The organism is Lelliottia sp. F153, assembly GCF_002870005.1.
Classification (GTDB): domain Bacteria; phylum Pseudomonadota; class Gammaproteobacteria; order Enterobacterales; family Enterobacteriaceae; genus Enterobacter; species Enterobacter nimipressuralis.
On the sequence record NZ_PKFT01000001.1, the window covers coordinates 970,780 to 985,900 of the forward strand.

Annotated in this window: 14 protein-coding genes; 8 read left to right on the plus strand and 6 right to left on the minus strand. The window is 55.7% G+C overall.

What is annotated here, in order from left to right:
• Positions 1–48 precede the first annotated feature (48 nt).
• From phoP to F153LOC_RS04675, 3 genes are all read left to right on the plus strand, one after another.
• A complete protein-coding gene (phoP, locus tag F153LOC_RS04665; protein WP_100780550.1) occupies positions 49–720 on the plus strand; it encodes a two-component system response regulator PhoP in 672 nt (223 codons plus the stop codon).
• Positions 721–2,184, plus strand: a complete 1,464-nt coding sequence (phoQ, locus tag F153LOC_RS04670; RefSeq protein WP_102103464.1) for a two-component system sensor histidine kinase PhoQ — start codon at positions 721–723, stop codon at positions 2,182–2,184.
• A 90-nt stretch (positions 2,185–2,274) separates the two neighbouring features.
• Positions 2,275–3,396 (plus strand): cupin domain-containing protein, encoded by a 1,122-nt coding sequence (locus F153LOC_RS04675; protein WP_100780552.1) that lies wholly within the window; start codon positions 2,275–2,277, stop codon positions 3,394–3,396.
• Between the two features lie 46 nt (positions 3,397–3,442).
• On the opposite strand, the gene pepT is transcribed toward F153LOC_RS04675, so the two are convergent.
• Complete coding sequence (pepT, locus tag F153LOC_RS04680) at positions 3,443–4,666, minus strand: peptidase T (protein WP_100780553.1); 1,224 nt, start codon at positions 4,664–4,666, stop codon at positions 3,443–3,445.
• A gap of 250 nt (positions 4,667–4,916) precedes the next feature.
• Between pepT and potA the strand changes: the two genes are divergently transcribed.
• Genes potA through potD form a run of 4 tightly spaced genes read left to right on the plus strand, consistent with a single transcriptional unit; the run spans position 4,917 to position 8,725 of the window.
• On the plus strand, positions 4,917–6,053 hold the full coding sequence (potA, locus tag F153LOC_RS04685; protein WP_102103463.1) for a spermidine/putrescine ABC transporter ATP-binding protein PotA: 1,137 nt from the start codon (positions 4,917–4,919) through the stop codon (positions 6,051–6,053).
• Positions 6,037–6,894, plus strand: a complete 858-nt coding sequence (potB, locus tag F153LOC_RS04690; protein ID WP_102103462.1) for a spermidine/putrescine ABC transporter permease PotB — start codon at positions 6,037–6,039, stop codon at positions 6,892–6,894. Before potA ends, potB begins: the two co-directional genes overlap by 17 nt.
• On the plus strand, positions 6,891–7,682 hold the full coding sequence (gene potC / locus F153LOC_RS04695; RefSeq protein WP_100780556.1) for a spermidine/putrescine ABC transporter permease PotC: 792 nt from the start codon (positions 6,891–6,893) through the stop codon (positions 7,680–7,682). Before potB ends, potC begins: the two co-directional genes overlap by 4 nt.
• Positions 7,679–8,725 (plus strand): spermidine/putrescine ABC transporter substrate-binding protein PotD, encoded by a 1,047-nt coding sequence (gene potD, locus F153LOC_RS04700; RefSeq protein WP_102103461.1) that lies wholly within the window; start codon positions 7,679–7,681, stop codon positions 8,723–8,725. Before potC ends, potD begins: the two co-directional genes overlap by 4 nt.
• Positions 8,726–8,765: 40 nt before the next feature.
• On the opposite strand, the gene cobB is transcribed toward potD, so the two are convergent.
• From cobB to lolC, 5 genes are read right to left on the minus strand one after another with little or no spacing between them, the layout of a single operon-like run.
• Complete coding sequence (gene cobB, locus F153LOC_RS04705) at positions 8,766–9,587, minus strand: Sir2 family NAD+-dependent deacetylase (protein WP_102103460.1); 822 nt, start codon at positions 9,585–9,587, stop codon at positions 8,766–8,768.
• Positions 9,588–9,602: 15 nt separating this feature from the next.
• A complete protein-coding gene (gene nagK / locus F153LOC_RS04710; protein ID WP_102103459.1) occupies positions 9,603–10,514 on the minus strand; it encodes an N-acetylglucosamine kinase in 912 nt (303 codons plus the stop codon).
• A 54-nt stretch (positions 10,515–10,568) separates the two neighbouring features.
• A complete protein-coding gene (gene lolE / locus F153LOC_RS04715; RefSeq protein ID WP_102103458.1) occupies positions 10,569–11,813 on the minus strand; it encodes a lipoprotein-releasing ABC transporter permease subunit LolE in 1,245 nt (414 codons plus the stop codon).
• Entirely contained in the window at positions 11,813–12,514 is a 702-nt protein-coding gene (lolD, locus tag F153LOC_RS04720) for a lipoprotein-releasing ABC transporter ATP-binding protein LolD (RefSeq protein WP_100780561.1), read from the minus strand. Before lolD ends, lolE begins: the two co-directional genes overlap by 1 nt.
• Positions 12,507–13,706 carry a lipoprotein-releasing ABC transporter permease subunit LolC gene (lolC, locus tag F153LOC_RS04725; RefSeq protein WP_100780562.1) on the minus strand — a complete coding sequence of 400 codons (1,200 nt, stop codon included), beginning with the start codon at positions 13,704–13,706 and terminating at the stop codon, positions 12,507–12,509. The genes lolD and lolC overlap by 8 nt, the downstream gene beginning before the upstream one ends.
• Before the next feature lie 268 nt (positions 13,707–13,974).
• On the opposite strand from lolC, the gene F153LOC_RS04730 reads away from it, so the two are divergent.
• On the plus strand, positions 13,975–15,048 hold the full coding sequence (locus tag F153LOC_RS04730; RefSeq protein ID WP_102103457.1) for an acyltransferase family protein: 1,074 nt from the start codon (positions 13,975–13,977) through the stop codon (positions 15,046–15,048).
• Positions 15,049–15,121: the final 73 nt, after the last annotated feature.

Below are 15,121 nucleotides of genomic sequence, written 5' to 3' on the forward strand. Positions count from 1 at the left end.
TAATCAGCGTTAAACTATTCATACCATTAATTTTAGGGAGAAGAGATGATGCGCGTATTGGTTGTTGAGGATAATGCATTGCTACGTCATCACCTGAAAGTTCAGCTTCAGGAAATGGGGCATCAGGTCGACGACGCAGAAGACGCAAAAGAGGCGGATTATTATCTCAATGAACACCTGCCCGATATTGCCATCGTGGATCTGGGGCTGCCGGACGAAGATGGTCTGTCGTTAATCCGCCGCTGGCGCAGCCATGATGTCTCCCTCCCGGTGCTGGTTTTAACCGCCCGCGAAGGCTGGCAGGATAAAGTCGAAGTGCTCAGCGCGGGCGCCGACGATTACGTGACCAAGCCGTTCCATATCGAAGAAGTGTCCGCCCGTATGCAGGCCCTGATGCGCCGTAACAGCGGCCTGGCGTCACAGGTGATCTCTCTTCCTCCGTTCCAGGTCGATCTCTCGCGTCGCGAATTCTCTATCAACGATGAAGTCATTAAGCTGACGGCGTTTGAATACACCATTATGGAAACGCTGATCCGCAACAGCGGCAAAGTGGTGAGCAAAGATTCTTTAATGCTCCAGCTCTACCCTGACGCCGAACTGCGCGAGAGCCACACCATTGATGTGCTGATGGGGCGTTTACGTAAAAAAATCCAGGCGCAATATCCGCAGGATGTCATCACCACGGTCAGGGGTCAGGGATACCTGTTTGAACTACGCTAAATGAAGAAAATCCTTCGCCATTTATTGCCCCTGTCGCTGCGGGTCCGCTTTTTACTGGCTACCGCCGCGGTGGTGCTGATCCTCTCCCTCGCCTACGGCATGGTGGCGCTGGTTGGCTACAGCGTCAGCTTTGATAAAACCACCTTCCGCCTGCTGCGCGGCGAGAGCAATCTCTTCTACACCCTGGCCAAATGGGAAAATAATCGCATCAGCGTGGAAATGCCGGAAAACCTGGACCGGCAAAGCCCGACGATGGCGCTGATCTACGACGAGAAAGGCAAACTGCTGTGGGCGCAGCGACATGTCCCGTGGCTGGAAAAAAGTATTCGTCCGGAGTGGCTAAAAACCAACGGCTTCCACGAAATAGAGGCCGACCTGAATTCCACCAGCTCCCTGCTCGGCAACGATGCCTCCATGCAGCGTCAGCTCGACGAAATCCGCGCGGATGACGACGATACGGAGATGACGCACTCGGTGGCGATCAATCTCTATCCGGCGACCATGGATATGCCGCAGCTCACGATTGTGGTGATCGACACCATTCCCGTTGAGCTGAAACGCTCCTATATGGTCTGGAGCTGGTTCGTGTACGTTCTGGCAGCTAACCTGCTGCTGGTGATCCCGCTGCTGTGGATCGCCGCCTGGTGGAGCCTGCGCCCTATTGAATCGCTGGCGAAAGAGGTTCGCGAACTCGAAGAGCACAACCGGGATAAACTCAATCCGCAGACCACCCGCGAGTTGACAAGCCTGGTGCGTAACCTTAACCGCCTGCTGAAAAGTGAGCGTGAGCGTTACGATAAATACCGCACCACGCTTACGGATCTCACCCACAGTCTTAAAACGCCCCTTGCGGTGATGCAGAGCACGCTGCGATCCATGCGCAGCTCAAAGCTCAGCGTGGACGACGCCGAGCCGGTGATGCTGGAGCAGATCAGCCGCATCTCCCAGCAGATTGGGTATTACCTGCACCGCGCCAGTATGCGCTCGGGCAGCCCGTTGCTCAGCCGCGAACTGCACCCCGTCGCCCCCCTGCTGGACAGCCTGACGTCAGCGCTGAATAAGGTCTATCAACGTAAAGGGGTGAACATTAGCCTCGATATTTCGCCTGAGATCAGTTTTGTCGGCGAGAAGAATGACTTTATGGAAGTGATGGGCAACCTGCTGGATAACGCCTGCAAATATTGCCTGGAGTTTGTCGAGGTTTCCGCGCATCAGACCGACGACGAGCTGCACATTATCGTCGAAGATGACGGCCCCGGCATTCCGCAAAACAAACGCGACGTGGTCTTTGATCGTGGCCAACGTGCCGACACGCTGCGTCCTGGTCAGGGCGTGGGGCTATCCGTCGCGCAGGAGATTGTCGACCAGTATGCCGGGCGCATCGAAACCAGCGACAGCCTGCTGGGCGGCGCGCGGATGGTGGCGATTTTTGGGCGTCAGCACCCCTCCTCTGACGATAGTTAGTACTGAATGTGAAAAAAGCGAGATTCTCGCGCGCAGGCTCTTACGCTTCCGTTATAATCCGAGTCAGTAAGAGCCTGCGGAAATATAATTATGGATTATCACTTAACACTTAACTGGCCCGAGTTTATCGAACGCTACTGGCAAAAACGCCCTGTCGTTCTGAAACGCGGGATCAGCAATTTTGTCGACCCAATCTCCCCGGATGAACTGGCCGGACTGGCCATGGAAAACGAAGTCGACAGCCGCCTGGTGAGCCACCAGGATGGAAAATGGCAGGTCAGCCACGGTCCTTTTGAGAGCTACGATCACCTCGGCGAGACCAACTGGTCACTGCTGGTGCAGGCCGTGAACCACTGGCATGAGCCGACCGCAGCCCTGATGCATCCGTTCCGCGCCCTGCCCGACTGGCGCATGGACGATCTGATGATCTCCTTCTCTGTACCAGGCGGTGGCGTTGGCCCACACCTCGATCAGTACGATGTGTTTATCATTCAGGGAACCGGCCGCCGTCGCTGGCGCGTGGGCGAGAAAGTGCCGATGAAACAGCACTGCCCGCACCCGGACCTGCTCCAGGTCGACCCGTTTGAAGGTATCATCGACGAAGAGATGGAGCCGGGCGATATCCTCTATATCCCGCCAGGATTCCCGCACGAAGGGTATTCCCTGGAAAACTCCCTCAACTACTCAGTGGGTTTCCGTGCGCCGAGCGGGCGCGAGATGATCAGCGGTTTTGCTGATTATGTTCTGCAGCGCGAGCTGGGCAGCCATCGCTACAGCGATCCGGATGTTCCTGCGCGCGAGCACCCTGCCGACATTCTGCCGCAGGAGCTGGATAAACTGCGCGAAATGATGCTGGGCCTGATTAACGAGCCGGAGCATTTCCGTCAGTGGTTTGGGGAGTTTGTCAGCCAGTCGCGTCACGAGCTTGATGTCGCTCCTGCCGAGCCACCTTATCAGCCAGATGAGATTTATGATGCCCTGCAACAGGGTGATTCGCTGGTCCGTCTGGGTGGGTTGCGCGTGTTGCGCATTGGCGACGATATCTTCGTCAACGGCGAGAAGCTCGATTCCCCGCACCGTCCTGCGCTGGAAGCGCTGGCGAGCCATATGGTTCTGAATGCTGAGACCTTCGGCGATGCGCTGGAAGATCCGTCATTCCTCGCCATGCTGGCGGCGCTGGTGAACAGCGGGTACTGGTTCTTCGAGGACTGAGTGCACAAGTGCCCGTTAGCACTTTGCTTACCGGGCACTGTTTTTCTCACTGCTTCGCTGTCAGCTCCGCAATTCGCACAATTACTTTTACCGCTTTCTCCATCCCTTCCAGCGTCACAAACTCGTGCTTGCCGTGGTAGTTATAGCCGCCGGTAAACAGGTTCGGGCAGGGCAATCCCATGAAGGAGAGCTGCGAACCGTCGGTGCCGCCGCGAATGGGTTTGAGCTGCGGTTCGATGTCGCAATCGCGCATCGCCTGCTGGGCGATATCCAGGATGTGCGGATGCTCCATCACCTTCTCGCGCATATTGTAGTAGCTGTCCTCGATGATCAGCTCAATGTAGCAATCCGGGTGCAGCCCTTTGCCAACTTTTTTGGCGATCTCCATCATCTTACGCTTACGCGCTTCGAACGCCTTGCGATCAAAATCGCGAACGATGTAGTGCATCTGCGCACTGTCCACCGTGCCTTTGATGCTGGTGAGATGATAGAAACCTTCATAGCCTTCGGTCTGCTCCGGGCTCTCCTCAGCGGGGACTTCCGCATGAATCCGCGAGGCCAGCGACAGCGCGTTGACCATCACCCCTTTCGCCGACCCCGGATGCACGTTGTTGCCGACAATTTTGATGGTCACCGAAGCCGCGTTAAAGTTTTCAAACTCCAGCTCTCCGACGCCGCCGCCGTCAACGGTGTAGGCCCACTTCGCATTGAAAGCCTCAACGTCGAAATGTTTCGCCCCTTTGCCCACCTCTTCGTCTGGCGTAAAGGCCACACGGATATCGCCGTGAGGAATATTTTTGCCTTTCAGCACCGCCAGCGCCGTCATGATCTCCGCGACACCGGCTTTATCGTCGGCGCCCAGCAGCGTTTTACCGTCGGTGGTGATCAGCGTCTGGCCCAGCAGCTGATGGAGCACCGGGAACATCACCGGCGAGAGCACCTCATCGCCGATACCGAGCGCGATATCGCCGCCCCGGTAGTTTTCGACAATCTGCGGATTAACGTTCTTTCCGCTAAAATCAGGTGACGTATCGACGTGAGAAATAAAGCCAATCGCCGGAACCGAACCTTTAACGTTCGACGGCAGCGTCCCCATCACAGTGCCCTTTTCGCTTAAGGTCACATTGACCAGACCAAGCTCTTCCAGCTGATCCTTCAGCAGGTTTAAAAGCTTCCACTGGCCCTCGGTGCTCGGCACCTGTCGGACACCCGCTTTAGATTGGGTATCCAGCGAAACGTACTGTAAAAAACGCTCAAGTAATTTTTCCATGCAGTCACCCTCACTTTTTGTGACAACATTATCAGTAAGCATCAAAACCCAAATATTGCGTCAGGTCACTTTTATCCCGTAAACGAGAATATTTTCGATTTTGTCGTGATTCGTTAATAAATGTAGCTTATCAATCAGTCACAAGGATTGGTGATTTCAGTGGTTTGCCGTAGAATGACCGCCCTCATTAAGAGTCACCAAGGTGGTTACACACAAACCCCGCAGTCGGTAAACCCACCGACGCGTTTATATGGGACAGCGCCAAAAATTGAATACACAACCGGGAACACTGTCACCGCTGGTTCTTCTGTCGGGGATCAGCAAAAGTTTCGATGGTAAAACCGTCATTGACGATCTTAACCTGACTATCAATAACGGTGAGTTTCTCACGCTGCTAGGCCCCTCGGGCTGCGGCAAGACAACCGTTCTGCGCCTGATTGCCGGACTGGAAAGTGTCGACAACGGCCATATTCATCTCGAAAATCAGAACATCACCGATGTTCCCGCTGAACATCGTCACGTTAATACCGTCTTCCAGAGCTACGCCCTTTTCCCGCACATGACCGTGTTCGAAAACGTGGCATTCGGCCTGCGCATGCAGAAAACCCCTGCCGATCAGATTACCCCACGGGTGAACGACGCCCTGCGGATGGTTCAGCTCGACGAGTTTGCCCAGCGCAAACCGCATCAGCTCTCCGGTGGGCAGCAACAGCGCGTCGCCATTGCGCGCGCCGTGGTCAACAAACCCCGCCTGCTGCTGCTGGATGAGTCCCTCTCCGCGCTCGATTACAAGCTGCGCAAACAGATGCAGAATGAGCTGAAAGCGTTGCAGCGTAAGCTCGGCATTACCTTTGTATTCGTCACCCACGATCAGGAAGAGGCTCTGACCATGTCGGACCGTATCGTGGTGATGCGCGACGGCAAGATTGAGCAGGATGGCACGCCGCGTGAAATCTACGAAGAGCCAAAAAACCTGTTTGTGGCGAGCTTCATTGGCGAGATCAATATCTTTGACGCTACGGTCATTGAGCGTCTTGACGAACAGCGCGTGCGCGCCAGCGTCGAAGGCCGCGAGTGCAATATTTACGTTAATTTTGCGGTCGAAAAAGGCCAGAAGCTCAATGTGATGCTGCGCCCGGAAGATCTGCGCGTCGATGAAATCCACGACACCGCCGAGGCGGAAGGCCTTATTGGCTACATCCGCGAGCGTAACTACAAAGGGATGACGCTGGAGTCGGTGGTTGAGCTGGAAAACGGCAAAATGGTGATGGTCAGCGAGTTCTTTAACGAGGACGATCCGGACTTTGACCATCCGCTCGATCAGAAAATGGTCGTTAACTGGGTAGAGAGCTGGGAGGTTGTGCTGGCCGATGAAGAACACCAGTAAATTCCAGAATGTGGTGATCGCCACGATCGTGGGTTGGCTTGTGTTGTTTGTTTTCCTCCCCAACCTGATGATCATTGGCACCAGTTTTTTGACCCGCGACGACGCCAGTTTCGTCAAGCTGGTCTTTACGCTGGATAACTACGCACGCCTGCTGGACCCGCTCTACTTTGAGGTCCTGCTGCATTCACTCAACATGGCGCTGATTGCGACCCTCGCCTGCCTGGTGCTGGGCTATCCCTTCGCCTGGTTTCTGGCGCGACTGCCGCAAAAAGTCCGTCCGCTGCTGCTGTTTCTGCTGATTGTTCCCTTCTGGACCAATTCGCTGATTCGCATCTACGGCCTGAAGATTTTCCTCAGTACCAAAGGCTATCTGAACGAGTTTCTGCTGTGGCTGGGGGTGATTGATACGCCGATCCGCATCATGTTTACCCCGAGCGCGGTGATTATCGGTCTGGTCTATATTCTGCTGCCGTTTATGGTGATGCCGCTCTATTCCAGTATCGAAAAGCTCGACAAACCGCTGCTCGAAGCGGCACGCGATCTGGGTGCCAGCAAACTGCAAACCTTCCTCAGGATCATCATTCCGCTCACCATGCCGGGCATTATTGCCGGCTGTCTGCTGGTGATGCTCCCGGCGATGGGGCTGTTTTACGTCTCCGATCTGATGGGCGGTGCGAAAAATCTGCTGATCGGCAACGTGATAAAAAGTCAGTTCCTGAACATTCGCGACTGGCCGTTCGGCTCTGCCACCAGCATTACGCTGACGGTAGTGATGGGCCTGATGCTGCTCGTCTACTGGCGCGCCTCCCGCTGGCTGAATAAACAGGGAGATCTCGAATGATCGGTCGTCTGCTGCGTGGCGGTTTCATGACCGCCATTTACGCCTATCTTTATATTCCGATTATCATTTTGATCGTGAACTCGTTTAACAGTTCACGTTTCGGGATCAACTGGCAAGGCTTTACCACCAACTGGTATAGCCTGCTGATGAACAACGACAGCCTGCTGCAGGCGGCACAGCACTCACTGACGATGGCGATCGCGTCGGCGACCTTCGCCACGCTGATTGGCTCGCTGACCGCCGTGGCGCTCTATCGCTACCGTTTTCGTGGTAAACCCTTCGTCAGCGGGATGCTGTTTGTGGTGATGATGTCGCCGGATATCGTGATGGCGATTTCACTGCTGGTGCTGTTTATGCTCATCGGCCTGCAGCTTGGCTTCTGGTCGCTGCTCTTTTCGCACATCACCTTCTGCCTGCCCTTCGTGGTGGTGACGGTTTACTCACGTCTGAAGGGCTTTGACGTGCGAATGCTCGAAGCGGCGAAGGATCTGGGGGCGAGTGAGATGACCATTCTGCGCAAAATCATTCTGCCGCTGGCAATGCCTGCGGTCGCTGCCGGATGGCTTTTGAGCTTCACGCTGTCGATGGACGACGTGGTGGTCTCTTCCTTTGTCACCGGGCCGAGCTATGAAATTCTGCCATTGAAAATCTACTCAATGGTGAAAGTCGGTGTGTCACCGGAGGTGAACGCGCTGGCGACGATTCTGTTGGTGTTATCGCTGGTAATGGTGATTGCCAGCCAGATTATTGCTCGTGATACAACGAAATCTCAGGGGACGTTAAAATGAAAAAATGGTCACGCCACCTGCTCGCGGCAGGTGCTCTCGCAATCGGCATGAGCGCCGCGCACGCGGACGACAGTAAGACGCTCTACTTCTACAACTGGACCGAGTATGTGCCGCCAGGCCTGCTTGAACAGTTCACCAAAGAGACGGGGATCAAGGTGATCTATTCGACCTACGAGTCGAATGAAACCATGTACGCCAAACTCAAAACCTACAAAGACGGCGCCTATGATGTAGTGGTACCCTCCACCTATTTCGTCGACAAAATGCGCAAAGAGGGCATGATTCAGAAGATCGATAAGACGAAATTAACCCACTTCGGCAACCTCGATCCGGAGATGCTGAACAAGCCGTTCGACCCGAATAATGACTACTCTATCCCCTACATCTGGGGTGCAACCGCCATCGGTGTAAACAGCGACGAGATCGACCCGAAAACCGTCACCAGCTGGGCCGACCTGTGGAAACCGGAGTACAAAGGCAGCCTGCTGCTGACGGACGATGCGCGTGAAGTGTTCCAGATGGCGCTGCGCAAACTGGGCTATTCCGGTAACAGCACCGACCCGAAAGAGATCGAAGCAGCCTATAACGAGCTGAAAAAGCTGATGCCAAACGTGGCAGCGTTTAACTCCGATAACCCGGCTAACCCGTATATGGAAGGCGAAGTGAATCTGGGGATGGTGTGGAACGGTTCTGCGTACGTCGCGCGTCAGGCCGGTACGCCGCTTCAGGTCGTCTGGCCGAAAGAAGGCGGGATCTTCTGGATGGACAGCCTTTCGATTCCGTCTAACGCTAAAAACGTCGACGGTGCGATGAAGCTGATTAACTTCCTGCTGCGCCCTGAAGTGGCAAAACAGGTGGCGGAAACCATTGGCTATCCGACGCCAAATCTGGCGGCACGCAAGCTGCTCAGCCCTGAAGTGGCGAACGATAAATCACTGTATCCGGATGCGGAAACCGTGAAGAAAGGCGAATGGCAAAACGATGTGGGCGACGCGAGCCGCATTTATGAAGAGTATTATCAGAAGTTAAAAGCAGGCCGTTAACGTTAACCGGCCCTCTTCCCTACGAAGAGGGCCGGGAAAATTACAATCCCTTCAAGAGCTTTTCGACAAAATCTGGCACCACAACGCTCGCCAGACCATATTGCTTCTCTTCAAACTCGCTGCCGACCTGGCTCGGTTCCAGATTCAGCTCAACCGTGTGCGCACCGTGCAGCCGTGCTTCATGCACAAAACCCGCCGCCGGATAGACATGCCCTGACGTGCCAATTGCAATAAATACATCTGCCATCGCCAGCGCGCTGTAGATCTCGTCCATACCCAGCGGCATTTCGCCGAACCACACCACGTGTGGACGCAGAGGTGACGGGAACTGACAGCAATGGCACTTGTCATCAAGCGTGATATCACCGGTCCAGTCGAGAACCTGACCGCTCCACGCGCAGCGCACTTTCAGCAGCTCGCCGTGCATGTGGATGATATTGTGATTCCCGGCGCGTTCATGCAGGTTATCGATATTCTGCGTCACCAGCAGGAAGCGGTCGCCCAGCGCCTCTTCCAGCTTCGCCAGCGCCAGATGCGCTGCATTGGGCGCAATCTCCGGCGACTGTAGCTGACGGCGGCGGTCATTATAGAACGTCTGCACCAGCTCAGGATTACGGGCAAAGCCTTCCGGCGTTGCTACGTCTTCGACGCGATGTTCTTCCCACAATCCATCCGTGGCGCGAAACGTCCGGATCCCGGACTCGGCGGAGATCCCCGCCCCGGTCAGTACCACGACTCTTGGCTTTTCCATACCTTCTGGCATCACCCTGTCTCTGAAAAAAATCCGCTGGCGTAAGCGCTCACGCAGGCGGCGTTTATTTTTGCGAAAACGGCTCAGTCGACCTAACCGACGCGACAGCATAAAAACCTCGTATAACTAGCGGGTGAGATGAAGGAATGCCGCACCGCGCATGCCTCCGGCATCCCCATGACGCGCACGTTCAATACGCGGTACGCGGGCGACCGGCAGCAAATGTCGGGGCAGTCGCCCGGACAAATGCTCCGTGATCGCCGAAAAGTTGGATAACCCGCCACCGATCACCAGTAAATCGGGATCGACAATGGTCAGAATATTGCCCAGACACACCGCCAGCAGATCAAGATAGCGCTCAACGTGTTCGCGGGCCTGTTCATTGCCCTGCTCCCACAAGGTGATGATTTCCGGCGCTTCACGTTTCTGATGATAGAAGTGTTCGTAAAGCCATGCAAACCCACGACCGGAAAGATAATTCTCAATGCAACCGTGCTGCCCACAGCCGCAGCGGGTCAGGGGAAAATCACGCCCGACCACCTCCAGCGCATCCACCGGCAGGCGGATATGGCCGAACTCACCGGTAATATAACTGCGACCGGTAATCGGCTTGCCGTTAATGATAATCCCGCCGCCGACGCCCGTCCCCAGAATCAGCCCCATGACTAACGGGTACTGACGGAACTCATCGTCCCAGGCTTCGGAGAGGGCAAAGCAGTTGGCATCGTTGTCGAGACGCACATCGCGTTCAAGGAGAGCAGAGAGATCGGCGCGCAACGGTTTGCCGCTGGCGGCAGGCACGTTGGCGGCGTAGAGCGTACCGTCGTCGGTTTCCGGCATCCCCGGAATACCAATCCCCACGGAGCCTTTCACGCCAAAACGGGTGTCTGCGTCGGTCACCAGGGCGGCGATCGCGTTCAGAAAGTCGTCGTAACTGTCACGCGGCGTGGGAACACGGGTTTCCCACTGCAATTTGAGCTGTTCATCAAATACGCCGAGCGCAATTTTAGTGCCGCCAATATCAAATCCATAATACATAACGCATTCCTCTTTCTGATTTGGCGGCCCGAAAACCGCTAAATCATGACGTAATTACTGGCCACTTAGCACCCTCGCCGGATCAATTCGGCTTGCGCGACGCGCTGGATACCAGCTTGCCAGCAGACTCAGTAAAAGTGCTGTAACCAGCACATAAATAACGTCCAGCCAGTGCAATTCAGACGGCAGGAAGTCAATAAAATAGATGTCACCCGACAGGAATTGATGTCCAATCAGCTTTTCAATGCCGTTGATAATCGGCGTCAGCTGCAGGGATACCACCACGCCGATCACCACGCCGCAGAGGCTACCAAACAGACCCGCCAGCAGACCATACCAGACGAAAATGGCACGAATAAGACCGTCTTTCGCGCCCAGCGTGCGCAGAACGGCAATGTCGCTGCTCTTGTCTTTAACGGCCATCACCAGCGTCGAGACGATGTTAAAACAGGCCACGCCAATCACCAGCACCATCGCCAGATACATAATGGCGCGGATCATCTGGATATCGCGATACATATAGCCGTAGGTGCCAATCCAGCTTTTGATATAGACATAGTTGTTGGTCACGCCACCGGCGTCGCGCACCAGTTTATTCGCATTGAAGACGTCGTTGACCTTAATGGCGATACCGGTGACGCTGTCCGCCATATCCAGGTACTGACGCGCATCGTCCAGCGGGACCATCGCAAAGCTATGATCGAGCTGTCCGCTCAGGGCTAAAATCCCGGTCACGTGCAGACGCACGCGCTTTGGCTGCTGGAGTTTGTGATCGGCACTGGCGTTCGGGATCATGATCGACACCCAATCGCCCTGCTTCACCTTCAGCGCATCCGCGACACCTTTGCCGATGATAATCTGCTGCTCACCCGCTTTAAAGTTCGCCCACGCGCCGTTCTGCACAAACTGTGGCAACGCGCTCAAACGCGCTTCCTGCTGCGGATTCACCCCTTTCACCTGAATGGCGCGCAGATTCGCACCGCTCTCCACCAGGCCGGTAAAGTTGATGTAAGGTGCTGCGGCCACAATGCCCGGCACCTTTTCCACTTTCGTGAGCGCCTCGCTCCAGTGGGTCCACGGCTGATTCACCGGTTCAATTTCGCCATGCGGAACGACTGCCAGAATGCGATTATTCAGCTCACGTTCAAAGCCGTTCATCGCGCTTAAGCCAACGATCAGCACCGCCACGCCGAGCGCGATACCCACGGTAGAGATCACGGAAATCAGCGACACCATGCCGCCGCGACGGCGGCCACGGCTAAAGCGCATACCGATCAATAAAGATAACGATGACGCCATTACTCGGCTCCCATCAGGGTCAGTTCCGCCGTCAGACGACCGTCACGCATCTCCAGCTGACGGCTCATGCGTCGCGCCAGCTGCAGATCGTGGGTCACCACCAGGAACGCCGTTCCCTGGGAGGCGTTCAGTTCGCCGAGGAGCTGGAAAATGCTGTCTGCGTTGCGCGCATCAAGGTTACCGGTCGGTTCGTCCGCCAGCACCAGACGCGGGTTATTCACCAGCGCACGGGCAATCGCCACACGCTGGCGTTCGCCACCGGAAAGTTCAGACGGACGATGATTCCCGCGATGACCGAGGCCAACGGCTTTCAGCATGTCGCTGGCGCGGGTGTTGATCTCTGCCGGTTTCTTTTTACCAATCAGCAGCGGCATCGCGACGTTTTCCAGCGCGGTGAAATCAGGCAGCAGGTGGTGGAACTGGTAGATAAAGCCAAGAGACTGATTACGCAGATCGGCTTTCGCCGTTGACGTCATTTTGCTCATCGGCTGGCCGGAGAAGATCACATCGCCGGAGGTCGGCGTATCCAGCCCGCCCAGCAGGTGCAGCAAGGTACTTTTGCCCGAGCCGGAGCTACCGACAATCGCCATCATTTCGCCTTCGCCTACGCTGAAACTGACCTCATGCAGGACATCGGTCTGCACGGTGCCTTCCTGATAGCGTTTGGACAGGTTGTCGCATTGCAACAGGATCTTATTCATAACGTAAAGCCTCAGCGGGTTGAGTGGCGGCGGCGCGCCAGGAAGGATAAAGCGTAGAGAGCAGCGCAATGGCCATCGCGACCAGCGCAATACCCACGACCTGCAGCGGCTCGATCGCCACCGGCAGCGCGGCACCGTCGAGCAGAATGCCGATAATCGGCATCAAATTATTGAGCTGGCTGGCGAGCAGCGCACCCAGTACGGCACCCAGCAGCGCCCCGATAATCCCGGCGCTCGCCCCCTGAACCATAAACACCGCCATAATCTGGCGCGGCGTCAGCCCCTGGGTTTGCAGGATCGCCACTTCACCCTGCTTTTCCATCACCATCAGGCCAAGCGACGTGATGATGTTAAACGCGGCCACGGCGACGATCAGGCTTAGCAGCAGGCCCATCATGTTCTTTTCCATGCGCACGGCCTGGAACAGCTCGCCTTTACGCTCGCGCCAGTCCTGCCATTTGGTGCCTTCCGGAAGTTTTTGCTCGCTCAGAACGTCAACTTTCAGCGGTTCGTTGAGCCACAAACGCCAGCCGCTGATGTTACCCAACGGATAACGCATCAGGCGGGACGCGTCCTGAATATTTACCAGCATTTGATAGCCGTCGACTTCGCTGTTAGCGGCGAAGGTGCCGATCACGTTGAACAGGCGCTGGCTCGGCAAGCGCCCCATCGGGGTGAACTGGCTGGCTGACGGCACCATCACGCGCAGCTGATCGCCACGGTTGACGCCAAGCTGTCCGGCGAGCTGCTCGCCGAGAATAACGTTGTATTTGCCCGGCTCAAGATCGGTCTGTTTGACGTTAACCAGATACGGAGTGAGCGGATCTTTCTGCGCCGGATCGATGCCCAGCATCACCCCCACCGACACGCTGCGCGCGCTTTGCAGCACCACGTCACCCGTTGTCAGCGGCGCAATACGGCTGACGCCCTGTAACTTCACGGCGCTTTCGGGCAGCTGTTGCGGATTAATGGAGCCCTGAGAGGAAGAGAGAACCGCCTGCGGCATCAGTCCCAGGATGTTGTTTTGCAGCTCGCGCTCGAAGCCATTCATCACGGACAGAACCGTCACTAAAGCCATCACGCCAAGCGTAATGCCAATAGTGGAAAGCCAGGAGACAAAGCGACCGAAGCGGTCCGCGGCGCGCCCACGCATGTAACGTAAGCCTATAAAGAGTGCGACAGGTTGGTACATGAAATCCGTCTGGTTGCTGATAGCAGACCCACGAGTATATAAGCGAATCCGTTAAGCGTAAATGACTGAAACCGTAAGCTTTGGTAATGATTTTGGCGAAAAAATAAGAAAAATCATCAGGCTACTTGTCGATCGGCCTCCCATTACACCCGCGCCCTTCTCCACCTTTTCTGAAAATCGTCCTGATACAGACTCTTACTGATTACATCCAACGCCGGTTCGCCCAGGATTAACGCCTTCTTTATGGCAAAACAGGTATTAAAGACCGATGAAACAAAAAGCATTATGGATTAATCAGATAAAAGGGCTGTGCATCTGCCTGGTGGTGATTTACCACTCGGTGATCACCTTTTATCCTCATCTAAGCGGGCTACAGCATCCGCTTTCCGGTCTGCTCGCCAAATGCTGGGTCTATTTTAATCTCTATCTCGCACCGTTTCGCATGCCGGTGTTTTTCTTCATTTCGGGCTATTTGATTCGTCGCTACATTGATGATGTCGGCTGGCGGGTCAGCTTCGATAAGCGGATCTGGAGTATCGTCTGGGTACTGGCGCTGTGGGGCGTGTTGCAGTGGCAGGCGCTGAGCCATATCAACGCCTGGCTTGCGCCGGAGCGTGAATTAGCCACCTCTTCCAACGCCGCGTATGCCGGTTCGATAAGCGAATTTATTCGCGGCATGCTCACCGCCAGCACCAGCCTCTGGTATCTGTATGCGCTGATCGTCTATTTCACCCTCTGTAAATTGCTAAGCCGCTGGAAACTGCCGGTACTCGCGGTGCTGGCCCTGGCGAGCGTGGCGATCAACTTCCTGCCGCTGCCCTGGTGGGGAATGAACAGCGTGGTGCGTAACATGATCTACTACAGTCTCGGTGCCTGGTACGGCGCGCAGCTGATGGAGTGGATGAAAGGCATGGTGGTACGCCGCTACTGGCTGCCGATAGTGGCGTTTGGTGGGGTCTCCGTGGTGCTGTGGTTTGCCAACGTTCCCCTGCTGCTGTCGCTTCTGTCGATTCTGCTGATTATGAAACTGTTTTACAGCATCGAGCAGCGTTACGCCGTCCACCCGAATAATCTGCTGAACGTCGTCGGCTCGAACACCATTGCGATCTACACCACGCATCGCATTTTGATCGAAGGTTTTAGCCTGTTCCTGATTGGCGAACTTAACGGTGGAAACTGGCCGGTCTGGGCGGAACTGACCCTGATTCTGGTCTATCCATTCGTCAGCCTGCTGGTCTGTACGCTGTTCGGACTGGGCGCGCGAAAAGTCTCCAGCGCGCTGTTTGGCGACCTTTTCTTTGCCCCTCCCGCCCGTCTCGCACCGGTTGAGGCGACCCGATAATGCTTCCCCTCGCCCTCATTCGAGGGCGAATTCACCCTGTGTGCGGTTCCGGTTTGCTAATGTAAAACGATCA